A 24384-nucleotide genomic window follows, 5' to 3' on the forward strand; every position below is an offset into this window, starting at 1 on the left:
ATCAACCTTTCCTACGGAATGTCTTATCCTATATTAATCTATACCACTATTCTATAATCAGATGTCCATGAAGGAGCACCGCAAGGTAAAGACCTCTCCAGTAGTGTTACCCGAATCTCTGTCCTTCACCCACTTCATTCTTAGAGATCGTAGTCTCCTGAAGCCTCAGGCTGATAAAGGAGCTTTTCCACCTTAAGCCGGACAACACCGCCGGGAACTTTCCAGTCGATGATATCTCCTTCCCGATAGCCAAGAATAGCCGTCCCCACAGGGGCAAGAATCGAAATCTTATCCTCTAAAAGATCCGCATCTTCAGGATATACTAAGGTATAGATGGTTTCTTCACCCGTCTCCAGATCCTTCAGTAATATCTTCGAATTCATAGTTATGGCATTCGAAGGAATTCCTTCCGAGGGCACCACATCTGCCCCATTTAACTCATGCTCAAGATCTTTTAAGTAATCCTTGTTTTTGGCGGTGCCAAACTCTCTTTCTTTATTGATAAGTTTTAGCAGACGCTCACGATCCACAGCTGTAATACTGATCTTTCTACTCATTTCTCCTGAACCTTCCTTTTCTAATGATGAACAAATTGTGCTGGCCCCAGCAAATACACACCTTTTAACATGCTAAACATAGAGCGACTATCGCCAGATAGCCGCTTTTAAAAATTTATGTAATTCAATAAGGGAGAAATCGCTAAATCATTTTAATTATAACCTATTTTCTATAATAAGTAAATGTTAGTCGATAGGATATGAATGTCTATACATCACCTGCCTTAGCCTGTTCCAAGTCTGAAGCTCCCTGATTTACAAACCAAAATTCTGTAAAAATACTACATTAATCACCTGTTATTCGAGTATTATTCCCAAAATAATTCTTGAATAAAATGGGAGCGATACTTATAATTATAAATAAATTCGAGAATCTCCTGTGAGATATTTCGAATCTATGAAAATTGCATAGGGAATGCTGGATGAAATTTACGGGAGAAGGGCTTAGGCCCGCCGAAGAAGTTGAAACTTTCAGGTGACTAGAATGAGTTAGGGACCGTAAATTGACAGCACTCTGGAGAGACTCTAATTTAGGGCGCCGAAGGGGCAATACAATGATGTGTTGTTAAATCTCTCAGGCAAAAGGACAGAGAAGCAATAGGGACTGCCTGCTATGGAGCAATCTCTTGCTTTTGTGGAAATTGTCCGAATATTCAGAGTCAATCTTAAGGATTGACTCTTTTTATATATAAAGCAATTTTATTCTGGAGATTGCAGTATACAGAGAAAGAGATTAAAGGAGGAAAAACACAATGGAGGCCTTGCACAGTTTTATTGTCTGGTTGAACGGCTATCTCTGGGGTCCACCTATTCTTGTTTTACTTTTTGGTACGCACTTATTCCTTACTTTCCGTACTCGTGGTATTCAAAGGTACATTTTTAAAGGGATTAAATTATCACTTACTAAGGATCCTGATGCTACCGGTGATGTGAGTCAATTCGGAGCTCTAACTACCGCTCTCGCCGCTACCATCGGAACCGGTAATATCGTCGGAGTAGCTACGGCCGTGGCTTTGGGAGGTCCCGGTGCAGTACTTTGGTGCTGGCTTACCGGGGTCTTCGGGATTGCCACAAAATATGGCGAAGCCTTATTGGCGGTGAAATATCGGGTTAAAACCGCTGACGGCACCATGCTGGGTGGTCCTATGTATGCTTTGGAAAGAGGCCTGGGACAGAAGTGGCTGGCTGTACTCTTCTGTATCTTTACTTCCATTGCCGCCTTTGGTATTGGTAATATGACTCAAGCTAACTCTATTTCCGTTATGCTGGATACTCAATTCAATATCAACCCTATCTTGACAGGCGTTATCTTAGCTGCCCTCACAGGGGTTGTTATTATCGGCGGCGTAAAATGGATCGCTCGGGTCTGTGAAAAATTTGTTCCCTTTATGGCGATTGCTTATGTCCTTGGTTGTATCATTATCCTGATTATGAATTCTCAATATGTCTGGCCAGCCGTTGTCTTGATCTGTAAATCAGCTTTCACCCCAACGGCTGCCGGCGGCGGATTCATCGGTGCCAGCATTATCATGGCTGCCCGTTACGGGATTGCCCGAGGGCTTTTCTCCAATGAGTCCGGTTTAGGTTCTGCTCCCATCGTAGCTGCGGCTGCTCAAACCAGGAACCCTGTCCGTCAAGCTCTCGTATCCGCTACGGGAACCTTCTGGGATACCGTTGTTGTCTGCTTAATGACCGGTCTTGTCGTCGTTAGCAGTGTCATTAGCAACCCGACTGCTGCCGAAGGGTTAAAAGGCGGCGATTTGACTTCCATGGCTTTTAATCAAATTCCGGTAATTGGTCCCATCGTTTTAACTTTTGGTCTTCTGACTTTCGTTTTCTCCACTATCCTTGGTTGGTCTTATTATGGTGAAAGAGCTGTAGAATATCTCTTCGGTAAAAAAGGAATCCTTCCTTACCGCCTCCTCTGGGTTCTCGCCGTTTTAGCCGGTTCTTTGGTAACCCTTCAATTCGTCTGGGATTTAGCGGACGCGATGAATGCTATGATGGCTATTCCAAACCTGGTGGCACTCCTCCTCTTAAGCGGAGTTATTGTCTCCGAAACCAAGAAGTACTTATGGGAAGATCGTCTGGATGAAGCTTCTGAAGAGCCCATTCCTGTGATTCAGAATAAGTAAGTCAATAAACAGATTGCAAGACACCTCTCCGGTACGGAGAGGTGCTTTTGCATACTTTATCCCATTGAACTAGGAAGAATCTCCACCCAGTAGTTGTCCGGATCATTGATAAAATAGATACCCATAGCTTCATTTTCATAGCAGATGCATCCCATTTTTTTATGATGTTCATGAGCTGCTTGGAAATCATCCACCGTTAAAGCCAGATGAAATTCATTCTCGCCCAGATTATAGGGTTCCGTTCGATCCCTTAACCATGTAAGTTCTAAAGTATGGGCGGTTACCCCATCACCCAGATAGACAAGAATAAATTCCCCGCTCTCCGGAGCTATACGTTTGACTTCTTTTAACCCCAATGCCTCATCATAAAACTTAAGGCTTTTTTCCAGGTTCAGCACATTGATATTATTGTGAGTAAATATAAATTTCATCAGAATCATCCCCTTTTTTTCTTTACTTTTCATAGAATTAACGACTAGACTCTTCCCTTTGTCTTGCATATCTATCCATATTATAGTAATTTTTTATAGAGAACACAAACCTGCAGATCATTTTAGTATGAGGTGATTTAATGAACGCTCCGCTAGAAAAGCTAGAACTTCGTATTGAGTATATCCATCACAGCGGTTTCACAGTGGAAACCGATCGGGACTTCCTGGTCTTTGACTATTATCAGGGTCAAGTCCAATTTCCAAGCAATAAAAGGATCACTGTTTTTTCCTCCCATGTCCACCCGGATCATTATAATCCTGAAATCTTCCAGTGGCAAAGCCAATACCCCGACATTCATTATATTCTCAGCTCGGATATTCAAGGCCATCCTCAACTGCCTCAAGTCCAAGAGAATCTTATTTTCTTATCCCCTTATGAAGAAGTTCATAGGGATGACCTGAAGATTAGGACCTATGGATCTACCGATGTGGGAATCTCTTTTCTTGTGGAACTGGACGTAAAGGAAGGGATTCATCTCTTCCATGCCGGAGACCTCAACTGGTGGCACTGGTGGGGAGAACCCCAAGAAGATATCCTTTGGGCAGAAAAAATGTTCAAAGAAGAAATCGCCAAAATAAAAGAAGAAAGGATTGATATTGCCTTCTTCCCTGTGGATCCCCGACTTGAACAGTATTATTCTATAGGAGCGGAGTATTTTATTCAGGAGATCAATCCTCAAGTCCTTGTTCCCATGCATTTCGGAGAGGATTATAAATCCATTCAATCCTTTGTGGAAAAAATGGCCTCTTCCTCCACTGAAATTTTAGGAATCACCCAAAGCAATCAGCACTTTGCCATCTGATCGCCCTATTAGGGCCGTTTAAGGTTTATACAGTATCTATGAATTTCTTACTGTTCCTCATGTTTATTCAGGGGAAATTCACATAAATACTCAATTGGATCCAACGAAGCCATCCCTATGGATTCAATAGTCACCTCGATGGATTGAAAATCCTTTAAGATCTCTTCCAGCATCTTGGGTATCTCCTCCACTGGAGTCTCCATGGAAAGGGTGCAATGGGGATGCCAAATCTGGGGTTTGTAATAGTCCCAGCCTTCCTCTTCCCAAGCTGAGAAGGCATCATGGAGCATTCTATGAACTTGAAACAGATCGTCGGTTAGGTTAGGGGTCAAAAAGATGGTTCCCTTATGAAGTGGAAAAATCCCGATTTGAAGAAATGCCAACTTAAAGGAATGAACTGCTTGAGCCAGAGCATTGATCATTTCTTTGGCCTTGGTCAAGTCCAGATCATTATATATAGCTAAGGTGATATGGGGCCTGCCGTTGGTGCAGGACATGCATTTGCCAATATTCAAGAGAGCTAATGACTCCCATATTCTCATTATGGATTGTTCTGCTTCTTCATTGAAGTAGAGATTAATTGCATAGCTCATTCAATACCTCTCCATAGATTATTGCTCCTTCTACTTTAAAACGCACCAATAATAATTGCAAGCCCAAACAAAAAGCCAGACATTCACAGCCTATATGAATATCTGGCTTAAAATTTTTTAGATTTAAGTTTAACTTGCTGTATAAGAGTAACGGACGTATATCTCTTGCAGTCTGTAAACTACACTTTGAACCGCTTGATTTCTTCTTGCAATTTATTGACGCTTTCCTTAGCTCTGAGAATCTGATCTTCAACTTCATTGGATTTGATGCTTACTTCTGCCGACTGATTGGCAATATCCGCCGTGCCGATGGCACCACTGTTGGCAGCTTGGGCTACCCCGCCGATGGCATCGGAAATGTTTTGGATAGACACCAGAAGCTGCTCCGTGGTAGCGCTAAAATCGGCTACCAGCTCGTCTACGAAATTGGCATCTTGGCTGTATTGCTCTGCTACATTCAGCATAACTTGATAGTCATTATTGACATCTACAGACATGAAAGAAAGCAGGCCGTTCGAACTTTGTGAGAGATTATCGACAGCACTGGTTACCTTGGTGGTAACTTCCTGTATTTGCATAACCGCTCCTTTTGATTGTTCGGCAAGTTTTCTGATTTCCTCTGAGACAACCGAGAATCCTCTTCCGGCTTCACCGGCTCTTGCCGCTTCAATCGCGGCATTTAGGGCCAGTAAGTTGGTTTGCTCGGTGATCTGCATGATGGCATCCGTCAATAAATCAATTTGACTGACAACCTTGGATTCAACAATTGCCTTTTCCAATTTTACTTGGGTATCAACAAATATATCGGCGGCTTTCTTCTGTGCCGCATTGACATTTTTCTTAGTATCTTCCGCTCTCTGGGTGATTTCCTTGGACGAGATTGCCCCTTGCTGAGATTTGCCGGCGATTAACTGCACTGCTTTTTCAATTTCCTGGGTCGTCGCCGACATTTCTTCCGATGCTGCCGATGTTTCTTCCGTACTTGCCGCCACATCTCCGGTAGTAGAAGAAATCTCTTCCAGGCTCTTGCTGAGATCCACCACATTATCCATGACAGCATACACTTCTTCTTCAATAGCAACCGATTCATTCTTGATACTGTTGACCAACTGCTTAATCGAATTCTTCATATCGTTAATGGCGTTGGTAATTGACCCCACCTCATCTTTTCTGGCCAGAAATCGGGGGGCGATTTCCTGGGAAAAGTCCCCGCTTGCCACAAGGTCCAAATACTGAGCCGACTTTTTGATGGGAGTCGTGATTTTATTGGCTGTTATGGTAATCAAGGCAATAGTGATGAACAGCATAAGTACGGAGACCCCCAGCATCATTAAGGCCACCCCGTTCGCCCCCTGGGTCAACTCTTTCTCGGACATTAAGGACGCTAAAATCCAATCTGTTCCGTCGACTTTATGAGGATTAACTATGTATTTTACTCCGTCAATCGTTACATCAAAAGGAGCTAAATCATCAGATCCCAGCTTCTCCAGTCCTGGGATGTTAATCTCATCTAATTTTTTAAAGTTATTTTCGGGGTTACTGCCATCGGCTAAAATAACTCCCGTGGTGTGAACAATCATCGAATATCCGGTTTTTCCAGTCTTCATTGAATTTAGCATATCGCTTATGACCGACTGTTGCACATCAATTCCCAGAGTTCCGACCAGCTTACCGTTGGCATCCGTAAACGAGCGCACATTGCTCGTAATCATTGTATTGGACATAGGATCAAGATAGGGCTCAGTTCTCACAATGGCTCCATTGCCGCCTAGACCGGTTTTGTACCAGCCTTTCTCGGGAGGATAAAATTTCTCAACAGGTATGGGGGCTTCCGGCCACTGCAGGTAAGCGCCCTCTTCCGTACCGAAATAAACATACATTGTCCCTGGATGGCTGGCGGCATAGTGCTCGAAGATTTCGTAAATTTCTTGTTCCACCCCGCCATTTTGGGAAGGCGTCATTTGCACCTTTTCCATACTGTTGGTGTAAGACGTAATATTGCTTTCTGCCGCTGCCATGACCAGGGGATGGGTGGCCATCATATTGATGTTTTTATCAATCTGATCATAAAATATCTTAATAGATTGCTCAGCTATTTTCATTTGTTCGTTGGAGTAATTAAGGTAGTCATCTTTCGATTGCTGAATTACCTTATAACAAGTAATACCACCAACAATAACTAAGGCACTTAAGACAATCATGATCGAAATGGTTAAAAATTGGGTTCGAATACTCTTGAACTGCATCATCTAATCCTCCATATTAAAAATTCCACTGGTTGTTGGCTAAGTTAAGGCGACACGCGAACTATTCTGACAGCTTAGACATTATGTCGGTTAATAGAGCAAGTCCATGTGAACACTTTCAGTAGCTGTGGTACGGATTTTCCTATCCTGAGAATGATTGAATTAAGGCCTCTGGAATAAACGAAGATATGTAAAAATGTGCCTCAATATCCTTCAAGGAAGGGAGGCACGCTACTGATTGGTCAAGATCTGGTTATAACCGGACTCTATTCGCGGGACTGAGTGCCTATGTTCAGCTAATCCTAAAGAATTTTTAATTAGTCCTCAAGCACATCGGCGATCATCTGTTCGACTTCGTCATCTTCCACATCGCCGGCCATTTTGCCTTTATATTCTCCATCTTTAAAGTAAAGAATCTGGGGAACGCCCTTTAATGAGAATCGTTGGAATAATGCTTTGTCCTCTTCCACATCCACATAATAAAAGCCAAAACTTTCTTCATAATTTAGACGCAACTCTTCTAATACCGGAATAACTTTTTGACAGACATGACAGTTCTTCCTGGAAAACATCACCAAGCAAGCTCTTCCTTCATCGTAAATAAGCTGCTCAAACATATTGGTATCCAGTTTTTTTAAAGACATTTTTTACACTCCTCATACTTTAATTCTGCAGTCACCTTGATTCAAAACAGACGAAGGCCAAGGTCTCCCCAAGAGAGAGCCGACCTTCGTCTTATTGAGTTTCTAATACGTCTTAACCTTCTTTTTTGGCAGGGAGAATCATTTCCACGTCACTGTGGGGACGGGGGATGACATGGACGGAGATGAGCTCGCCAACCCGCTGAGCAGCAGCAGCTCCGGCATCGGTTGCTGCCTTGACAGCACCGACATCCCCTCTTACCATAACGGTTACTAAACCACCGCCGACAAATTCGCGGCCGATAAGATAGACATTAGCGGCTTTAACCATAGCATCGGCGGCTTCGATAGCTCCTACTAAACCTTTGGTCTCAATTAATCCTAAAGCTTCTGTTTTACTCATGATTGTTTCCTCCTAAAATTTCATTTTACTATTGTTATTTTTGAAGTGGGGGCAAGCTCCATCGCATTGGCTTCATCTGTGTCGATATGACATTCAAGCTGCGAGGTAGTGTTGGCTCTTACGGCTACATTGGCGTAAGTTCCCCCACGCAGCCCGCTTATTTGAATCGTTACCAGTTCTCCATCCCTTACGCCGAAGCGTTGGGCATTCTCCAGAGACATATGAATATGCCGCTGGGCAATGATCACACCTTGGCCAAGAAGAATACTTCCTTTAGGACCTACGAGAGTGATTCCCGGTGTTCCCTGCAGCTCCCCGGACAGTTTTACAGGTGCCTTAAGACCAAGCTTGAAACAGTCTGTTTTGAGTATCTCCACCTGGGACTCCTGGCGCTCCGGTCCAAGAATACGAACATTTTCAATCGCCCCTTTGGGCCCGCAAATGGTCAGAGTTTCCTTGCAGGCATATTGCCCGGGTTGGGACAAATCCTTGATCTTTGTCAATGGGTATCCCTCGCCAAACAGGGCGTTCACATCGTTTCTGGATAGATGAATATGCCGGTTAGATATTCCCACAGGTATGGAATAGTCCTCCTGTTTTATATCCCCCCCTTCTTTGACCACTTCCAGCAGAAGTTCCACTAAAGCGTCATACTTTCCCACTTTAGCAATCACCCCTTTGTTTCAACAGCGACATGACTTCATTGACAAGGGCCTGAATCCGCTCTTCACTGACAGTGCCGCCAGAACCTCCCTGGTGCGCCTCCCAGGTTGAATGGGGAGCACCTGCGTTGCCTGTAAAGTCTTTGATTCCATAGGCTACACGTTTAATATTAATCAAGTGCATAGGAGTTACATTATCTGAGGTTGCACTTCCTCCCCAAGTACCGCAGCCTAAAGTAAAGGAGGGTGCCAGCCCTGTGCTTGCTCCTACACCACCTTGGCTGGATGAGGTATTGACCAAAATCCTGAAGACGGGCTTTTCTGCAAATTTGATGGCCATTTCCGGGGTTTCCGTATGAATGGAAAGGCTGTGGCCCACCCCTCCATTATTGAGTAATTTCATACATAGATCACATGCTTCATGCCAATCTTGGACAGTGTAAAAGGCCAGCACCGTAGTCAGTTTTTCATAGGAGAGTGGATATCCCTCACCGACTCCCTGTTGCTCTCCCAGCAGCACTTTTGTACCCGGGGGAATGGAAATTCCGGCACCGGCTGCGATATCTGCGGCGGATCTCCCCACCATTTTGGCGTTCATAGCATGGCCTCTGGTAAACAGTTTCCGGCCCACTTTCTCTGTTTCCTCAGGGTTCATAAAGTAGCCGCCTTGGCGTCTGAACTCTTCCATAACCTGGTTGCGAATGCATCCTTCAACCACTACCGATTGCTCGGAAGCACAGATAGTACCATTATCAAAGGTTTTGCTGGCGATAATATTTCTGACTGCTTTGGGAATATCGGCCGTTCTTTCTATATAAGCGGGAACATTTCCCGGGCCTACACCCAGTGCCGGTTTTCCCGCACTATAGGCCGCCTTGACCATAGCTGAACCGCCTGTGGCAATGATCATTGCGACTTCATCGCATTTCATAAGTTCATTGGTTGCATTCATGGACGGCTTGGCAATACAGCCGATGATATTCGCCGGAGCTCCGGCCGCCACTGCCGCATCATTCATCAATTTGGCGGCTTGCAGAGTGCATTGCAAGGCCGAAGGATGGGGCGAGAACACAATTCCGTTGCGGGATTTAATGGCAATAATCGATTTATAGATGGTAGTGGAGGTGGGATTGGTTGAGGGGACGATCCCCATAAGCAGCCCCACCGGTTCAGCAATCTCCAGGACTTTATTGATCTTGTCTTCCTTAATGACCCCGATGGTTTGCATCGGCTTGATAAATTGATAGAGTTCCGTGGAGGCAAAGCGATTTTTAAAGATCTTATCCTCTACTTTGCCAAACCCTGTTTCTTCCACCGCTAACTTGGCCAGAGAAACTGCATTTTCCTCCGCTGTTTTCACCATATTACGAATGATTTGATCAATCTGCTCGCTATTGAATTGTGCCAGTTCAGTCTGGGCTTGTTTGGCCTGACGGGCAAGATGTCTGGTCTCTTGCACAGATTGTAAATCATAATCAAAGTTAAGCACTTACTCTTCCTCCCTCCGCCGTCATTCCTGTTTTTGGTCGTAATACCTTTTTAATTGCTGGATAAGGTCATCTTTATTGGCTTTGGATATGGCTCTTCCTGCTATGGCAAGTCCTTTGTATTCTCTGGCCAGATTGCGGAGCTTTAAGACGGGGAGAGATTTCAGGGCATCCACGCATTGTTCAAGGCCAAATTCTTGCACAACCTGATCAATTTCCTTTTTAGTGGTTGTTTGATCAAAACTCGGAAGCAAATTTACTTTTTCTTGTTGCAGCATAGGAAGCGCCTGCTTTTCAGCGGGGTTGGGGCCGATTATCCCTGCGATCTCCTGATGAGGTCTGGGAATAACATGCTGTGAGACCAGCAGCAAAGGGTTCAGCTTGGCAACCGCGCTGGCTCCCGCCTCTACGGCAGCTTTCACCGCTCCCACATCACCGGTTACAGATAGGGTCACCAGACCGCCGCCGACAAAAGCCCTACTCACAAGTTCAACTTGCGCCGTTTTGAGCATGACATCTGCACATTCAATGGCAGGAAGGAGTCCTCGTGTCTCAATAAGGCCAAGAGCCTGCATAGTCTATCCTCCTCTTGTTGAACCTGAATTCAGGCCCGGTTTGCTGGGTAGGTGACGCAGAAGATTTTGACATACCCTGAAGAGCTCCAGGTCACTTGGGAGCCTTTCGGTACGTGAAGCACATCTCCCTGGCAGGCTTCAAAAGTCTTACCATTGATGGTAACTGCCAAGCTTCCTTCCAAAACGATCTGAATTTCTTCGCAGTTCAATTTACGGTCAAAGCTGGATTTTTCAATAGTCAAAAAACCTGCACTCATTTGAGACTCGTCTTGGCCGACTACTTCACGATAGGCAGCATTAGCACCCGGTTTCCCGGTGTCAAAGTCCACATAATTCACTGTTCTGCCACGGACAATTTTCAATCCGCTTTGTGGTTCACCCTCGGCCATAAATGGCGGTTGAGCAGCGGGGGCAACGGCTCCCGTTAAAAGGTGATTGGTCAAGACCATTTTTATGGTTTGATAGATCATATCCCTGTTAAACTCGGTTGCCCGCTGCCCTGTTTTCTGCGGATCACTAAGTTGGCACCCTTGATTCCCGGCAGCAGCTGCAGCGCAGGCCAATTCCACACCCAATTCTTTAGCCAGATCTCTGGCTGAAGGAGTAACAATCGTTCCCCCTTCGACGTAGAAATTTTTTTGCCCCTTTTCTGCTGCTGACTTAATGTCGTCAGCACAAATGAGTTTCTTCAAAATCCCACCTCCTTTCCATCTTGCTGGGGCTAAAAGCCCATCCCTGAACTATTAGTAGAGGGACATCCACAATCTATCCGACGGGGAAGGAATAACTTCGATATCGACAAGCAGGCCTTTCTCCATGGCGACAGCCTTCCCTGCTTCGACACCCGCTTCGACAGCGGCTACATCCCCAGTAAACGTAAAGTAGGCTTTGCCGCCCAGCCCGCTTCCTAAGCGCAGCTCCAGAGCCTGGACATCGGCGGCCTTCAGTGCCGCATCGGCGGCTGTGATCATGGAGGCCATGGAAAAGGACTCCATAATTCCCAATGCCCCGGTCCCGTCCGGCATGGTGGTAGCCGTGATGGCCGGGAAAATTCCTTCATGGACATTGGGCAGCACAAAGCTGTCCACTAAATATTCCCCGGAAATAGCTATTCCTGTGCTGATCGAACTCTCGACGGCCGCCACATCTCCTTGAACGATGGCAATGTATTTGCCTGGGCAGACGGGGGTTGCACTGACCACATCAACGTAAGCTGTTTTGAGCATCTGATCCGTCGCATAGATTCCTCTGGCCACACTGGTAAGCTCAATCATACCTATTGCTCTATACATACTAACCCACCTTTATCACAATAGAATTGTCTTTAATCTCAGTAACGGTGCCGGCCAGGCTGGCATGGACCGGGGCTCCGAGACTGTTTTCCGGTATTTTGCCGATCATCTGCCCTGCTTCTACATGTTGACCCAGGTTGACGATGGGAAGGGATGGCGCCCCGATATGTTGGCGCAGCCCAATTTCTATCGTTGCGGGCTTAAACTCAATCCGGGCCATAGGTGCTGGTAGATCAAAAGGGGTTAACCCGATTTTAGCCACCAGGCGCTTACTTGGGATCAGACGATAGTTTCTCGCCGCTCGGGGTTGGAATTCCACTTGGGTGGGCTGGTAGCGAATCCCTTGTTCCGCCAGTTTTTGTTTATAAAAAATATTCACCGTTTTCGGATGGAGATTCGCCGGACAGGAGAAGAGCTCGCAGGCATTGCATTCACAGCATAACTGAGCAATCTGCAGTTCCTTCACATCCTTGAGATCATAGCTTAAAGCCCGCATAACCTTATGAGGCTGCATATCATGCCCCAAAAGATAGCGGGGGCATAGATCGGTACACATCCGACATTGTTCACAGGCTGTTTTGCTGATGACCCGTCCTTGGTTCAGATTGACTGATTTTTTGCGGATGAGAAAATGATCCTTTTTAAGCAATATAAAGCCCTTGCTTTTCTTAGTGACATAGCCGTCGATCCCGTCCATGAGGGAACCCATCATGGGACCTCCGTCGATCACCGCATAGTCATCCCCATTTTCCAGGCCGCATTGTCGGAGCAGATCCCGGATGGCCATGCCCACTGGTACCTTGACCGTTAAGCGGTGGGGAATATCACCGGCAAGGGTGATATAGGTTTCTGTAACCGGCTTTCCTGATAAAGCATGGAAAACATTTAAAGCCGTTTCCGAATTGATCACCACACAACCAACTTTGAGGGGGATGGAGGCTTCCGGAACAACTCTTTTGGTCAGCTCATAGACCAGAACCTGCTCATCTCCGGCCGGATAGACATCCCGCAATTCCATGACTTCCATATAATCTTCCAGCCCTAAAGCCGTGATTTTTTCACGCAGTATCCTGATAACCTCTTGATGCTTCCCTTTGATGCCGATCACGGCTTTACGAGCTTCTATATGACGTCCTGCCGCTTCCAGTCCTTTAATGATTTCTTCAGGAAACTGTTCCATCAATTGCTGATCCACCCGCAGCAGCGGTTCGCATTCAGCCCCATTCAGCAGGATATATTCTGCCTTGGCAGATAATTTGGCATGAGTCGGAAACCCGGCTCCTCCTGCGCCAATAACCCCGGCATCCTTAACCCTATTCAGCAGATCCAACTTCCCTCACCTCCAGCTTCTCAAAACGTACAGTCTTCATCGATGATTCCTACAATGACAGCATCAATGGGTATATCGTCCTGGCCCAGCATTCTGCGGGCAGAGCTGCCGGTACAGACGAGTACCCGTTCACCGATACCGGCACTGATGGTATCAGCGGCAATGATGAGACGGCCTTTATCTATGCCACCGAGGACCTCTACCAGCATGAATTTCAGTCCTCTGAGTGAATCTGCCTTGCGTGTTGCCCAGATATTATCGATTACTTTTGCCGCTATCATGGGTTCTCACCTACTTTGATTAGTTTCATTTTATATTGAATCTCTTTTATAGCAGCTTCCACTGAGGCCGTATCCCCAAAAATAGCGATCATAATCAAGTTTTGCGGACAATGACCTTTAATATCCTCTACAAAAACTCCGGCCGCTTTTTCAGCAATATCAGCAGCCACGACCATATCAATCATCCGTCCCTGAACCAAACCGACTGCATCATAGTTCTCCAGTGGAACACTTGGCGCCGAACCTTTGCGCCGGAAAAGGAGATCCACCGTCCCTTGAGAAGGAGATTTAATCATCCGATATTCCATAAATCAGGGTCACTCCTCTCTAAAGGATGTCCTGCGTACAGCTCAAGGCGATACCCAAGGGTGTCACAAACATGGGGTTCAGCGGTTTATAGGTGGGAATCCTTGTCTGCCTGGCGATGCTATCCTCGATTCCTTTCAGACAGCAGGTCCCGCCTACCAGGTAGATTGTTTCAACTTGATAATCCCGCAAATGGTGGTTAAGGATGGAAGAAACCTTTTCGATCACCGGCCCCACCACAGGCGTCAGCTCCCGATGATTTTGGGGATTCTGTTTATAGCGCTCCGCTTCATCAAAACTCATCTTATAAGCCCCTGCTATAACCAGCGAAAAGTGGGTGCCTCCGGTCGGTTCATCAGCCACATAAATGACCTCGCCGTCCTTTAGTATCGTAATCCCAGTGGTTCCTCCGCCAATATCGACGATGGCACCATCTTGGATTTTCAGTACGGCATTGGCTGCCGTAGGCTCATCCAAGAGGGTGGTAATTTCAAACCCCGCTCCCTGAACGACATGTTTGATCACACCTGAATCCAGGGTCATGGTTCCCGGCGGCAGGGCTGCTGCGGCATAGAGCAATTCCGTGCCCAGTTTTTCTTCCAGCTCCTGCTTTAATTCTTTGACGATGCGAATGGCACCTATATAGTCCACGACCATCCCATCTTTGACTACATTGGCAAAGCGATAGGCACCGGCCACCGGCTGATAATTCTCGTCAAGGACGGCCAGAACAATATAGGCGGTCCCCAGGTCAATCCCTGTGTAGTAGACGGAGGATTTGCTCACGATAGGATGATTGATAACTTTTTCAAACACCTGAACCAGTTGATCGCAGTATTGAAAAGCAGAATTTACGCTTTGCATGATTGCCCTCCCAGACACTTCCACATCATGACGCAGAGTATGTTCATGATCAGATTAATTTTCTCAATAAGATCCTCTCGTGAGCAAACTCTACCCTCCTCATGCCAATAGGCTTCAAGGATTGAAGATTCCAGTTCACGAAGAGTTGCCCGTAAGTGGTTTAAGGAAGCAATGGCTGCTCCATTTTCCGCCCGCACGTGAAACTCGTTGATATCAAAGTGCTTGCCCAGATAGGTTGAGCAGTTTTTGATCTCTGCTTCAGACCAATTCTGAAATTGCAGGTTAACCGGCAACCTCTGTTCCCATGCCGATTTTTTCACCTCGCCGAAACATCTTCCCAGCGCGAATACTTCTTCGGCCAGAACAGCATCACCACCGCTCAGAAGGTTCGCCCCCACCATCAGAAACAGAGATTCCAGACTCTCCATTCTGCGTCTTAATCTCAGAACGTTCCAGCTTTCCCGTTCCTGCTCCGGGCCCGACTTAACGTTGTTGGCACTCTTTCTTTTGCTGTCTTGGGCTTCTACCAGCTTGATTCCCCTATCGACAAGAAATTGGCGGGCTTCCGGTGTGATTTTCGTCCGGGGTTCCAGAACATAAGCCGTAAAGAGCTCAGCTTTATATAAATCGCGTAATTCTGTCTCGGTAATAAACCTCATGGTTTCACCCCCACTTCCTGAAATCTTCCTTAATTAATGTCCTGTTCAATTGGATGTGCCTAAGAGATGCTCCTTCAGCTCCCCTACCCCCGTGTTGTCTGTTAAAGAGATCCGGAAATAGGGTCCAGAAACCCCGATACTCTGCATTTGTTGGGTACACAATGGGGCATTCTCCGGTTCCAAGTCAATCTTAGTCATCACACCGATAACCGGACATGTAAAGGTTTTCGCAAAGCCGGGCGGATAGACCTCGACGGGCCTGGATGAGTCGATAAGAAGAAGCACATGGGATGCAGTTTGGGCTGTGGCAATGAGGTATTTATACATGGAAGGGTTTTCAATATATGAGCCGGGAGTGTCAATGGTATTCCTCCCATAAATGACATCCTGGGTTTTCTTTAAGGGTCTGGAGGTATCATTGAGGATATTAGCCAAAGAGGATTTACCGGCTTGAGTGGGTCCGACGATCATGATGCGTTTTTTCATGTGCTGGTTATCCTGGCCGTGGTAAAGCTCAACAGCTTTTCCAGGGTGTCATTGATGGCCATGATGGCTGCCTGAACACTTGCCACATCACCGGATAGTACCAAAGAACCTGTAAAGCGGTCCAAAAAACCTATCTCCACATCGGAGGCCTTGGTGGCTATATCCGCGGCGATGATCGCCGTCTCACTGGGTGTGAGGGTTAAGATTCCAATGGCTCCCCGTTCTTCAATGCCGAGACGTTCGTATAAGTCCTGTACCGGTGAAGCGATAACATGAGCCAGCGTGACCTGCTTGCCGGGAACGTATTCTTGAATTATTCGTTTTCTGTCAAAGTCATCGGTAACACTCATAAAATCCCTCCGTTCGGATGCTGTTTGGAAAAGGGGGTTGAAGGCGAAGGCTCCGAGGGTCCCCGGAACTCTCCAGGATTTTGCTTTACACCGGTCGCTCCATAAGCTGTGCGGACAAAACTACCGCTCAAGCCCTCCGCTCCGTCGGGTGCCCGCCCAAATCGCTCCTGCTCAGTGGGCGGTTGGAAACGTCCTGTTTCCAACCCGACTCCGCTGCATGCTTTTCGCGAAGTTTTGTTCCCGCTCGCTTAAATTCGCTTTCTTTTGTAAAGCAAAATCCTTGGGTTGCTTTGCGGGGGTGAGTGAGCGGGTCTTTGCAGGATGAGCTTCCTGGCCCGGGCCACTTTTTCCGTCTTTGCCGGGCCGCTGGCGGCATGGTCGGCTGCCCAGATCGACTGCTAAGATGACTCCTGCAAAGTCCCGTAAAAGTCCTGAAAGCAGTGCTGAAAAGAGACCCGCAAGCGTAGCTTTACGTACAAAAGAGAACGAATTTAGCAGAGGGGCGGTCAGGTGAAGGTCGCTTTCTTAACACTGTGGAGCCACTGGTTCACATGCAGAAAGCAGCGGGGTTTGGCGTAACAGTTAAGAAAGCGTGTGAACCAGCCCTGGAGCTATGGAGTACGTGAGATCCGATGAAGAAAGCCTCCAGTGGAGGGTTTCAGGAGCTCACGCCCGAAGGTACGTTGTGCGTAAAGCTACGCGACCCGCTCGGACACCCCTGCCAGTACCGACTGCGGATAGCCGGTTACTTCGCCAAGTCAATGCCTGATGATACTGGCCTGCAGCTCGTATCCCCCAATGATTCGAGCGATCTCATCCAACTCTTCGGCCTTAAAACTCAAATCCTCGGTAATGGTGTAGCTCATATCCAACTGCTTATATTTATTGATTCCTAATTTGTGATAAGGCAGCAAGTCGATTCCCTGAAAGTTCTTGCAGCTGTTGAAGGGTTGAAGGAATTCCATGGTGCGGCAGATCGTGTCTTTGCTGTCATTCATCCCTCGAATAAGGGGCATTCTGATCTTGACATTGAATCCGCGGTGAATCAGCTCGGTCAGATTATCGAGAATGCGTTCATTCCGTACCCCTGTCAGTTCGTAGTGCCGATCCGAGTCGATGTGCTTAAGATCATACAAAAACAAATCGGTAAACTGAGCGATCATGAGCAAAGTATCCAGCTTGGCATACCCACAGGTTTCAATGGCGGTATTGATTCCCATCCGTTGACATTCCATGAGCAGATTGGTGGCAAACTCGGGCTGGGCTGTTACTTCCCCTCCGCCAAGGGTGACTCCTCCACCTGAGCTCAGGTAGAAGAGTGCGTCTTGTTGGATGATTTCCAGCACATCAGAGATTTTCAGATCCGTACCGGCAATGGAGAGGGCCTTTTTCGGACAGATTGCTTCACACTTGCGGCAGCCTACACAGTCGATGCTCCGGTTGATGGTGTGCTTAGTCGGTTCATAGTAGGTGCGTGCCGGTTTGACGTCCTGATTGGCAAAAAAGTGGATATTGACAGGGCAAACCGGACTACAATTGCCACAGTGAATACATGAGTCTTCCATATACATGACCTGGTATTTTCGCTCCAGTCCCTCCGGGTTGGAACACCATCGGCATCTCAGGGGACATCCTTTAAAGAAAATCAGGGTTCTTATGCCCGGCCCGTCATAGAGAGAATACTTCTGAACATTGAAGATCCTCGCCTGCCGTTCTAAAATGCTGCAAATTTCAGTACTCATAATGTCTCCATCTCTAGAAACTACCTAATTAAAGGTGATTAAAAACTTAAAAGTGATCCAAAACGGTGCGGCTGATGATTTCGTCCTGAACCTCTTTGCACAATTCCACGAAGTAGGCGCTGTATCCGGCGACGCGAATAATTAGATCCCGATACTTATCCGGTTCGAGTTGAGCCCGTTTCAGAACTTCATTATCCACATAGCTGAATTGCATCTGGCCGTTGCCGAGGATGGATGCTGTTCTGAGCAAGGTGATCAGGCCGTTTTCCCCTTCCGGAGTTTCGAGAATACCGCGCAGTAGTTTGAAGTTATGCACCATGCCAATATTCATGGATTCAACGCTCAGCTTGCTGACGGATTTGATGATGGCTGTGGGTCCGAATTTATCCGCACCTTGGGTCGGACTGATTCCGTCCGACAGCGGTGTCCAGGCCAGCCGTCCGTTCGGTGTCGCCCCGGTTATTTCACCGATGGGTGTGTTGTTGGAAATGGAAAGGGTGCCATGAGTAAAATGGGAAAAGAGCATTTTAAAGGAATTGTGAACCCGTTCGGTCCAAACAATGATATCGGAGGCAATTAAATCAGCATAATCATCATCATTTCCGTATTTCGGCGCATTAAGGCAATCGGTGCGCAAAGCTTCGTAGCCCTCAAAATTGGCATTCAGGGCATCCCTGATTTGTTTCAGGGTGACCTTCTTCTCTTCAAATACCAGCTTTTTGATCGCCGCCATAGAGTCTGCATAAGTTCCCAGGCCGGAGAAGATCAATCCAGGACCAAAATTGATCCGCGCTCCACCGCTGGTAACATCCGTCCCTTTTTCCATACAGCCTTCGACCAGCAGAGACATCAGGGGTTTAGGAACGAGTTCTCGATGGACACGCTGACTCACAATGGTGCCAATCGCTGATAAACGAATGATATGCTCAATTTGTTGCTTACAAGCGGCATCAAATTCTTCATAAGTCCTGAAGTCGTCAAGATCGCCGGTATCAAGACCTTCCATCGTGCCCCGCCATTTCATAACGCCGCGGTTCAGAACAAATTCGATGGCGATGGGCCATTGGGTATAGCCGGTGGATGTCCACTGATAGATACCGCCGGATTTCTGAGGTTCAACACAGCCCATAAGGCAATAGTCCCGGGAATCTTCAATGCTGAAGCCTTTCGCCAGCATCATCTTGATATGACTGTCATCAAAGTGACAGGCAGGGAAACCTAACCCGGCTTTTACCACTTCGACAATCTTTTTCAGATAGTTTTGGGGGGATTGATTATGGATTCGGCAGGCCAGAGAAGGTTGATACATCTTGGTAAAGCGAACGGCATCCATGATCAGATAGGTCAGCTCGTTGGTGGCATCCCCTCCGGTGCGCTTCTGGCCGCCTACAGTACAGTTGATGAAGGGTTGATAGCCGGCGAAATATTTAGCTCCCTGCTCACTGGACAGCCACATTACTTCCGAGCATTTGATCAGAAAACAGCTCAACAATTCGAAGGCTTCCAGTTTGTTGAGCCGGCCGCTTTCCATATCGGCCTTGAACATGGGGTAAATATATTGATCCAAACGTCCCAGGGAAATACCTGTCTGGTTCTCTTCAACGACAAACAGGGATTCAAGGGTCCAAATCGATTGAAGGGCTTCATAGAAGGTACGGGGCGGATGGGCGGGAACCCAGGTCAAAATATCAGAGATCTTGTGCAGTTCCTGTTTCCGTACGGAATCCACCTCCCGGTCGGCTAATTCTCGGGCATAATTGGAAAGCCGTTGGGCATAAGCCAAAATGCCGTCACAAGTCTCAATCTCTGCTTTATAGAAGTAGATCTTGTCGAGGTCTTCCGGGTTCTCCATGGACAATTTGCTCAATCTGTCCTCAGCTTCCTGCCTTACCCCTTTAATTCCTTTTTTAATCAGGATTACATCATATCCGGGGGCGGTATCGCCGCCGCCGTTGATTTGATGGTAGGAAAGGTCACTCACAAAGGACTCACCGGAAAAGGACCAGATCCCGGCATCTTCGTATTGTTTCTGACAAATCTCGTCCACGCTTTTCCCTTCCCAGAAAGGGAAGATTTCTTCCCGGAGGATGCGCTTATCTTCTTCACTGATTTGGAAGGGATCCTGTGCTCTGGTGGCCATAGTATCCAGTTCATCCCGAACCCATCTCCAGGCAATATCCGGTGAAAACGCACCGGCCCGCGGTTTTCCGCAAGGATGTCCCACAATGAGTTCGTCTTTTTGAATGAAGAGAGGCGCCGTCTCACAGGCCCTTCTGAAACACTTGGCCCGGAGCAGAATCCTAGGTAAGCCGGGATTTTCCCTGGTTACTTGGGTGAATGCTCTGGCCCGATCGATGCTGACACTGGGTTTGGCTTGTAAATAGACTGTGCGCAGATTGTTTAAACGCGGCGTAAGACCGGTGATTTCCCCTTCGTACACAGGGGACTTTCTCTCTTGGTACGCCGGGGATGGGGAATGTGCCGCCAGTTCCTTGGAGATCTCCTGAAATAGTTTCATAACAATAGCTGTTTCCTCTGGGGATAAGTTCTTAGTTACATCGGCAAATTTCGCCGAAAATTCTTTGCTATCCATCCTTTGCCCTCCCTTTTATTCATTGACTTTTAAGCATTTCTATAAGGTAAAAGCTGTTCCAGCAATGTTTCCAACAGCTCGTTGAGGTCCTGGGTTCTTTCCTTAGGGTAACCTGTGCCGGAGCAAAAACTTCCGTTTAGTCCTGTTAGCTCCGTTAATCCTGCCGATTCTGCCTGCAGACCACAGGTTATGTCCTCCAGTTTTCGTACCCCATAGCCTATCTTGCGGATATTGATTAAATTCAGTGGTGAAATATTATCTGAAGTGAACCCGCCGCCGCCGGCACCGCAACCGAGAGTTAAGGCCGGGAAGAGATTGGTTGTTCCTCCAATTCCCCCCAGAGTGGCGGGCGTATTCACGAGTACTCTTGAGACGGGCTTTTTCAGGGCAAACTCCCTGATCACCTGCTCATTCCGGGAATGAATGACGAGGGTATGCCCCCGGCCATCGTTGAGCAGCAGCTCGATACATTTTTCACAGGCGTTGAGCCAGTCCTTTTCCACATAAAAGGCCAACACCGGACAGAGCTTTTCTTTAGCATAGGGGTTGGTCGGAGCAACAAATCTTTGTTCAGAAATGAGGACTTTAGTATTTTCCAGGACAGAGACGCCAGTTTTCCGTGCCAGCTCTACAGCCGTGTTACCGACGATGTCCGGATTGGCGCTGCCGTCAGACCGCAGAAAGAGTTGACCAAGTTGTGCTGATTCTTCTGCCGAGAGGAAGTATGCACCATTTCTTTTCAGCTCTTCCCTTACCTCGTCGGCAATGCATTCCTCAGCCACAATGGATTGCTCTGAGGCGGACACTATGCCATTGTCAAAGGTTCTACTGGTAATGATATCCGCTACTGCCTGTTTTATGTCGGCCGAACGCTCTATAAAAGCCGGGCCATTCCCGGGTCCGCCATAGATCGTCGGTTTCCCGGAGGCATAGGCGGCCTTGACCATCTTGGGCACTCCTGTCACCATGATCAGGGCTGTATCCTTGTGGTTCATCAGCCCCAGTGTCCCTTCAACAGCCTGGGTCCTCTGATAGCCGATGGCCCCGCAGGGCAGCCCGCTGGCTTCAGCGGTCCGCACCAGTATCTCCAGCACTTTTCTGATAGTTTTCTTCGCCTTGGGGTGAGGGGAAAAAACAATGGCATTGCCTGATTTTATGGCGATTAAGGTTTTATAGATGGTAGTGGATACGGGGTTGGTGGATGGCAGCAAAGCGACAATGACTCCCACAGGTACGCCGACATCTATGGTTTGATTCTCTTTATCTTCAGCGATAATGCCGACGACTTTCATCTTACTGATTTTCTTGTAGAGAAAATTACTGGCAAAAATATTCTTTATATATTTGTCCTGCCATTTTCCGAATCCCGTTTCTTCATAGGACATAATCGCCAGTTCCCGGGCATATTTCGCCACTTCGGCAGCTATACGCTCCACAATCCGGTCCAGCTTTTCCTGGGGAAAGGCCGCCAAAGTCTTTTGAGCCTCCCGGGCGTTTTCGATCAGAATCCGTGCTTCTTGAATTGAAAGCAAATCATTGTCCATGCGATTCATTCTTTATCCCCCTTTCCACTTGAGGATTGAACAAGCTCAAAACTGCACTGTTTACCAATCAATAAGGTGCTTGGCTACAATTTTCTCTACATCGGGATGGGGCCTGGCAATTACATTGGTGCTATAAATTTTACCCACCTTGCCGGCTGCTTCGATGCCGGCCTCTACCGCTGTTTTTACTGCTCCCACATCCCCCCGGACCACCACGGAGATCAGACCTGAAGCAACATTCTCATAACCCACCAATTCCACTTCTGCTGCCTTGCACATAGCATCCGCAGCTTCCAGCACCGAAACCAGTCCATAAGTTTCTATAAACCCTAAAGCATCATTTTTCTCCACGGGATACTCCTCCAAAACCTTCAGTGTTAAGCATCGATATCATGTCTTGAAACAATCTTGCCCACCCGGCTGACGGGGCGCGGCATAACGTGGGCGGCCGTTAGTTCTCCAATCGCTGCTGCAGCTGCTGCTCCTTTTTCTACTGCCGATCTTACTGCGGCGACATCCCCTTTCACCATAACGGTGACCAGCCCTGAGCCAATATTTTCATAGGAAACAAGCACCACATCTGCAGTTTTGCACATGACATCCGCCGCTTCGATGGCCGGAACCATTCCCCTGGTTTCAATAAGTCCTAAGGCTTCTTCGCCAAAGTATTCCATAGAATTACTCCTCTTTATATAACATCAAACCCAATAGCATCTCTTAGCATATTTCATCGAATTTTGTAGTTGTGTATGATTGCACATGTTACTTTTATTATAGTGCCTACTGGGATAACTGTAATATACTAAACACTTATACGGGATATAATCAGAGACTGACATAAGACCAAACCTCCTGGCAAGCCAGGAGGTTTTAATATTGTACTCGATTCGTTTTTAAGCAGAAACGGTTTTATTCGAGTCCGTCTCTGCAATTTCTTCCAAGGAACGCCCAGCGGTTCTCTCGCCCCATATACCGGTAACGACGGCGATCATGATGTACATGGCACCGATAATGGCGAACAGGACACTGTAACCAAACTGCTTGTAAATTAGAGGAACCATGGCCATGGCACCAACGTTTAGAATTCTACCGGTGCTGAAGATAATACCGGTACCACTGCTTCTAAATTGGGTGGGGTACGCTTCGGCCAAGTAAGACCACATTAGAACGAACACACCGTCCATCAAAATTCGAATGATAAAACCAATTCCGACGATCAGCATAGGAGCCTTGATGGTACCAAAGATAACGGTTAGAACCCCAATGATGGCACCATAGATAACGATGGGAACTTTTCTACCGCCTTTATCGGTAAAGAAGGCCGCTAAGTAGTTACCAATGGGGCTACCGAAGGATACTAGGGCTACCATCCACAGGGAGTCTTCCAGGGAAAAGCCGTACTCGTTCAACAGGGTCGGCATCCAAGCGAAGAACATAAAGTAACCGACGGTGTTCCAGACAACTAAGTTGATAAGAACAAGGGTCTTTTTTCTATACTCCTTACTAAATAAGAGTCGTAACACTTCGAGGGTTTTGGTTGTTTCCTGAGCCTTTTCCTCCTTAACTTTACCAGAGGCCTCGGCACTAAGATCCACTTTAACATCGGGTCTGTAGAACTGAATGACTGCTTCTGCTTCTTTAAAACGACCCTTGCTAATGAGCCAACGGGGAGATTCCTTTAGCCAGTTATTACCAAATGCTAACACGATAAAGCCTAAACCGCCGATGTATAAAATCCAGCGCCAACCTTCCGGGTTGTTAGGAATAATATGAGAGGCCAACTGACCAATAAGGGGGATACTTAAAAGTGCAGTGGCTAGAGCGATGGCCTGCCACTTACCCCGGGAGGCAGCGGGCAGCAATTCGGCAATATATACCATAGCTACTACCACCATGCCCATCATACCAATACCCGTTAGGGTTCTTGCAACTAGGAAGATTTCTTGGTTGGGTGCCCCACCGTTCACCAAAGAACATAAAGAGAACAAAAGAATCGAGCCGAGGAAGGTTTTTCTACGGCCGATGCGGTCTGCAAACCAACCACCCAGCCAGCAACCTAAAAGCATACCAACAAAAGTGCAAGAGTTGACTAGGCCAATCCATTCCATTGATACACCCCAATACTTTGTGAGGGCAGGTGCAACGAAGGAAAAAGAAAAAACGTCTATTTGCTCAAAGGTATAGCCGAACGCCAATAAAATCAGAAACTTATAGTGGGATTTGTTCATGGTGGCTTCGTCCATGTATCGGGTACTCGTCATTGGTTTATTATCTACCATAACCTTCTCTCCTTTTCTTTAAGGATGGTGCGCATTTCCCTGCGCTTACTGTACCAAAAATAGCC

At 47.1% G+C, this 24384-nt stretch carries 27 protein-coding genes and 1 riboswitch; of the genes, 2 read left to right on the forward strand and 25 right to left on the reverse strand.

Features of this window, described 5'->3' with window-relative positions:
- Window positions 1-140: 140 nt before the first annotated feature.
- Window positions 141-557, reverse strand: a complete 417-nt coding sequence (gene rnk, locus DESDE_RS20310) for a nucleoside diphosphate kinase regulator (RefSeq protein ID WP_014795907.1) — start codon at window positions 555-557, stop codon at window positions 141-143.
- A 504-nt stretch (window positions 558-1061) separates the two neighbouring features.
- Window positions 1062-1157: riboswitch (glycine riboswitch) on the forward strand.
- 152 nt (window positions 1158-1309) lie between these two features.
- Here rnk and DESDE_RS20315 point away from each other — a divergent pair.
- Entirely contained in the window at window positions 1310-2692 is a 1383-nt protein-coding gene (locus DESDE_RS20315) for an alanine/glycine:cation symporter family protein (RefSeq protein ID WP_014795908.1), read from the forward strand.
- 56 nt (window positions 2693-2748) lie between these two features.
- On the opposite strand, the gene DESDE_RS20320 is transcribed toward DESDE_RS20315, so the two are convergent.
- Window positions 2749-3132, reverse strand: a complete 384-nt coding sequence (locus DESDE_RS20320; protein WP_028305651.1) for a VOC family protein — start codon at window positions 3130-3132, stop codon at window positions 2749-2751.
- Between the two features lie 131 nt (window positions 3133-3263).
- Here DESDE_RS20320 and DESDE_RS20325 point away from each other — a divergent pair, with 131 nt between their 5' ends.
- Complete coding sequence (locus tag DESDE_RS20325) at window positions 3264-3986, forward strand: MBL fold metallo-hydrolase (RefSeq protein ID WP_014795910.1); 723 nt, start codon at window positions 3264-3266, stop codon at window positions 3984-3986.
- Between the two features lie 47 nt (window positions 3987-4033).
- Here DESDE_RS20325 and DESDE_RS20330 read toward each other — a convergent pair whose 3' ends face one another.
- The 23 genes from DESDE_RS20330 to DESDE_RS20440 form a co-directional block, all read right to left on the reverse strand.
- A complete protein-coding gene (locus tag DESDE_RS20330) occupies window positions 4034-4579 on the reverse strand; it encodes a 2'-5' RNA ligase family protein (protein ID WP_014795911.1) in 546 nt (181 codons plus the stop codon).
- 179 nt (window positions 4580-4758) lie between these two features.
- Complete coding sequence (locus DESDE_RS20335) at window positions 4759-6825, reverse strand: methyl-accepting chemotaxis protein (protein ID WP_014795912.1); 2067 nt, start codon at window positions 6823-6825, stop codon at window positions 4759-4761.
- A gap of 317 nt (window positions 6826-7142) precedes the next feature.
- The gene (locus DESDE_RS20340; protein ID WP_014795913.1) at window positions 7143-7469 is read right to left on the reverse strand and encodes a thioredoxin family protein; all 327 of its coding nucleotides are present in this window, start codon (window positions 7467-7469) and stop codon (window positions 7143-7145) included.
- 112 nt (window positions 7470-7581) lie between these two features.
- On the reverse strand, window positions 7582-7869 hold the full coding sequence (gene eutM / locus DESDE_RS20345) for an ethanolamine utilization microcompartment protein EutM (protein ID WP_014795914.1): 288 nt from the start codon (window positions 7867-7869) through the stop codon (window positions 7582-7584).
- A 20-nt stretch (window positions 7870-7889) separates the two neighbouring features.
- A complete protein-coding gene (locus DESDE_RS20350) occupies window positions 7890-8531 on the reverse strand; it encodes a phosphate propanoyltransferase (RefSeq protein ID WP_014795915.1) in 642 nt (213 codons plus the stop codon).
- Window position 8532: 1 nt separating this feature from the next.
- Window positions 8533-10020 carry an acetaldehyde dehydrogenase (acetylating) gene (locus DESDE_RS20355; protein WP_014795916.1) on the reverse strand — a complete coding sequence of 496 codons (1488 nt, stop codon included), beginning with the start codon at window positions 10018-10020 and terminating at the stop codon, window positions 8533-8535.
- 21 nt (window positions 10021-10041) lie between these two features.
- Window positions 10042-10593, reverse strand: coding sequence for a BMC domain-containing protein (locus tag DESDE_RS20360; RefSeq protein ID WP_014795917.1), 552 nt, complete (start codon window positions 10591-10593; stop codon window positions 10042-10044).
- Between the two features lie 29 nt (window positions 10594-10622).
- Window positions 10623-11285, reverse strand: a complete 663-nt coding sequence (locus DESDE_RS20365) for a cupin domain-containing protein (protein ID WP_014795918.1) — start codon at window positions 11283-11285, stop codon at window positions 10623-10625.
- Window positions 11286-11336: 51 nt separating this feature from the next.
- Entirely contained in the window at window positions 11337-11885 is a 549-nt protein-coding gene (locus tag DESDE_RS20370) for a BMC domain-containing protein (RefSeq protein WP_014795919.1), read from the reverse strand.
- Window position 11886: 1 nt separating this feature from the next.
- The gene (locus DESDE_RS20375) at window positions 11887-13215 is read right to left on the reverse strand and encodes a 4Fe-4S dicluster domain-containing protein (RefSeq protein WP_014795920.1); all 1329 of its coding nucleotides are present in this window, start codon (window positions 13213-13215) and stop codon (window positions 11887-11889) included.
- 20 nt (window positions 13216-13235) lie between these two features.
- Complete coding sequence (locus DESDE_RS20380; RefSeq protein ID WP_014795921.1) at window positions 13236-13496, reverse strand: EutN/CcmL family microcompartment protein; 261 nt, start codon at window positions 13494-13496, stop codon at window positions 13236-13238.
- The gene (locus tag DESDE_RS20385; protein ID WP_014795922.1) at window positions 13493-13804 is read right to left on the reverse strand and encodes a BMC domain-containing protein; all 312 of its coding nucleotides are present in this window, start codon (window positions 13802-13804) and stop codon (window positions 13493-13495) included. Before DESDE_RS20385 ends, DESDE_RS20380 begins: the two co-directional genes overlap by 4 nt.
- Window positions 13805-13823: 19 nt before the next feature.
- A complete protein-coding gene (gene eutJ / locus DESDE_RS20390) occupies window positions 13824-14666 on the reverse strand; it encodes an ethanolamine utilization protein EutJ (RefSeq protein WP_014795923.1) in 843 nt (280 codons plus the stop codon).
- On the reverse strand, window positions 14654-15325 hold the full coding sequence (locus DESDE_RS20395) for a hypothetical protein (RefSeq protein WP_014795924.1): 672 nt from the start codon (window positions 15323-15325) through the stop codon (window positions 14654-14656). The genes eutJ and DESDE_RS20395 overlap by 13 nt, the downstream gene beginning before the upstream one ends.
- A gap of 45 nt (window positions 15326-15370) precedes the next feature.
- Window positions 15371-15811: a EutP/PduV family microcompartment system protein gene (locus tag DESDE_RS20400; protein WP_014795925.1), complete on the reverse strand. Its 441-nt coding sequence runs from the start codon at window positions 15809-15811 to the stop codon at window positions 15371-15373.
- Window positions 15808-16161 (reverse strand): ethanolamine utilization microcompartment protein EutS, encoded by a 354-nt coding sequence (gene eutS / locus DESDE_RS20405; protein WP_014795926.1) that lies wholly within the window; start codon window positions 16159-16161, stop codon window positions 15808-15810. The genes DESDE_RS20400 and eutS overlap by 4 nt, the downstream gene beginning before the upstream one ends.
- Window positions 16158-16364: a hypothetical protein gene (locus tag DESDE_RS20410; protein WP_041917315.1), complete on the reverse strand. Its 207-nt coding sequence runs from the start codon at window positions 16362-16364 to the stop codon at window positions 16158-16160. The genes eutS and DESDE_RS20410 overlap by 4 nt, the downstream gene beginning before the upstream one ends.
- A 555-nt stretch (window positions 16365-16919) precedes the next feature.
- Window positions 16920-17903 (reverse strand): choline TMA-lyase-activating enzyme, encoded by a 984-nt coding sequence (gene cutD, locus DESDE_RS20415; RefSeq protein ID WP_014795927.1) that lies wholly within the window; start codon window positions 17901-17903, stop codon window positions 16920-16922.
- 46 nt (window positions 17904-17949) lie between these two features.
- Window positions 17950-20496 (reverse strand): choline trimethylamine-lyase, encoded by a 2547-nt coding sequence (cutC, locus tag DESDE_RS20420; protein WP_014795928.1) that lies wholly within the window; start codon window positions 20494-20496, stop codon window positions 17950-17952.
- Window positions 20497-20525: 29 nt separating this feature from the next.
- Window positions 20526-22049, reverse strand: coding sequence for an acetaldehyde dehydrogenase (acetylating) (locus DESDE_RS20425; RefSeq protein WP_014795929.1), 1524 nt, complete (start codon window positions 22047-22049; stop codon window positions 20526-20528).
- A 51-nt stretch (window positions 22050-22100) separates the two neighbouring features.
- Window positions 22101-22391, reverse strand: a complete 291-nt coding sequence (locus tag DESDE_RS20430; RefSeq protein ID WP_014795930.1) for a BMC domain-containing protein — start codon at window positions 22389-22391, stop codon at window positions 22101-22103.
- Between the two features lie 26 nt (window positions 22392-22417).
- Entirely contained in the window at window positions 22418-22714 is a 297-nt protein-coding gene (locus DESDE_RS20435) for a BMC domain-containing protein (protein ID WP_005815246.1), read from the reverse strand.
- 219 nt (window positions 22715-22933) lie between these two features.
- Window positions 22934-24319: an MFS transporter gene (locus DESDE_RS20440; RefSeq protein WP_014795931.1), complete on the reverse strand. Its 1386-nt coding sequence runs from the start codon at window positions 24317-24319 to the stop codon at window positions 22934-22936.
- Window positions 24320-24384: the final 65 nt, after the last annotated feature.

The organism is Desulfitobacterium dehalogenans ATCC 51507 (genome assembly GCF_000243155.2).
In the GTDB taxonomy this organism is placed as follows: domain Bacteria; phylum Bacillota; class Desulfitobacteriia; order Desulfitobacteriales; family Desulfitobacteriaceae; genus Desulfitobacterium; species Desulfitobacterium dehalogenans.

Coding starts and splice junctions, on each gene's coding strand:
- rnk (WP_014795907.1), bottom strand. CDS start 557: ATGAGTAGAAAGATCAGTATTACAGCTGTGGATCGTGAGCGTCTGCTA.
- DESDE_RS20315 (WP_014795908.1), top strand. CDS start 1,310: ATGGAGGCCTTGCACAGTTTTATTGTCTGGTTGAACGGCTATCTCTGG.
- DESDE_RS20320 (WP_028305651.1), bottom strand. CDS start 3,132: ATGATTCTGATGAAATTTATATTTACTCACAATAATATCAATGTGCTG.
- DESDE_RS20325 (WP_014795910.1), top strand. CDS start 3,264: ATGAACGCTCCGCTAGAAAAGCTAGAACTTCGTATTGAGTATATCCAT.
- DESDE_RS20330 (WP_014795911.1), bottom strand. CDS start 4,579: ATGAGCTATGCAATTAATCTCTACTTCAATGAAGAAGCAGAACAATCC.
- DESDE_RS20335 (WP_014795912.1), bottom strand. CDS start 6,825: ATGCAGTTCAAGAGTATTCGAACCCAATTTTTAACCATTTCGATCATG.
- DESDE_RS20340 (WP_014795913.1), bottom strand. CDS start 7,469: ATGTCTTTAAAAAAACTGGATACCAATATGTTTGAGCAGCTTATTTAC.
- eutM (WP_014795914.1), bottom strand. CDS start 7,869: ATGAGTAAAACAGAAGCTTTAGGATTAATTGAGACCAAAGGTTTAGTA.
- DESDE_RS20360 (WP_014795917.1), bottom strand. CDS start 10,593: ATGCAGGCTCTTGGCCTTATTGAGACACGAGGACTCCTTCCTGCCATT.
- DESDE_RS20370 (WP_014795919.1), bottom strand. CDS start 11,885: ATGTATAGAGCAATAGGTATGATTGAGCTTACCAGTGTGGCCAGAGGA.
- DESDE_RS20380 (WP_014795921.1), bottom strand. CDS start 13,496: ATGATAGCGGCAAAAGTAATCGATAATATCTGGGCAACACGCAAGGCA.
- DESDE_RS20385 (WP_014795922.1), bottom strand. CDS start 13,804: ATGGAATATCGGATGATTAAATCTCCTTCTCAAGGGACGGTGGATCTC.
- eutJ (WP_014795923.1), bottom strand. CDS start 14,666: ATGCAAAGCGTAAATTCTGCTTTTCAATACTGCGATCAACTGGTTCAG.
- DESDE_RS20395 (WP_014795924.1), bottom strand. CDS start 15,325: ATGAGGTTTATTACCGAGACAGAATTACGCGATTTATATAAAGCTGAG.
- DESDE_RS20400 (WP_014795925.1), bottom strand. CDS start 15,811: ATGAAAAAACGCATCATGATCGTCGGACCCACTCAAGCCGGTAAATCC.
- eutS (WP_014795926.1), bottom strand. CDS start 16,161: ATGAGTGTTACCGATGACTTTGACAGAAAACGAATAATTCAAGAATAC.
- cutD (WP_014795927.1), bottom strand. CDS start 17,903: ATGAGTACTGAAATTTGCAGCATTTTAGAACGGCAGGCGAGGATCTTC.
- cutC (WP_014795928.1), bottom strand. CDS start 20,496: ATGGATAGCAAAGAATTTTCGGCGAAATTTGCCGATGTAACTAAGAAC.
- DESDE_RS20425 (WP_014795929.1), bottom strand. CDS start 22,049: ATGAATCGCATGGACAATGATTTGCTTTCAATTCAAGAAGCACGGATT.
- DESDE_RS20435 (WP_005815246.1), bottom strand. CDS start 22,714: ATGGAATACTTTGGCGAAGAAGCCTTAGGACTTATTGAAACCAGGGGA.
- DESDE_RS20440 (WP_014795931.1), bottom strand. CDS start 24,319: ATGGTAGATAATAAACCAATGACGAGTACCCGATACATGGACGAAGCC.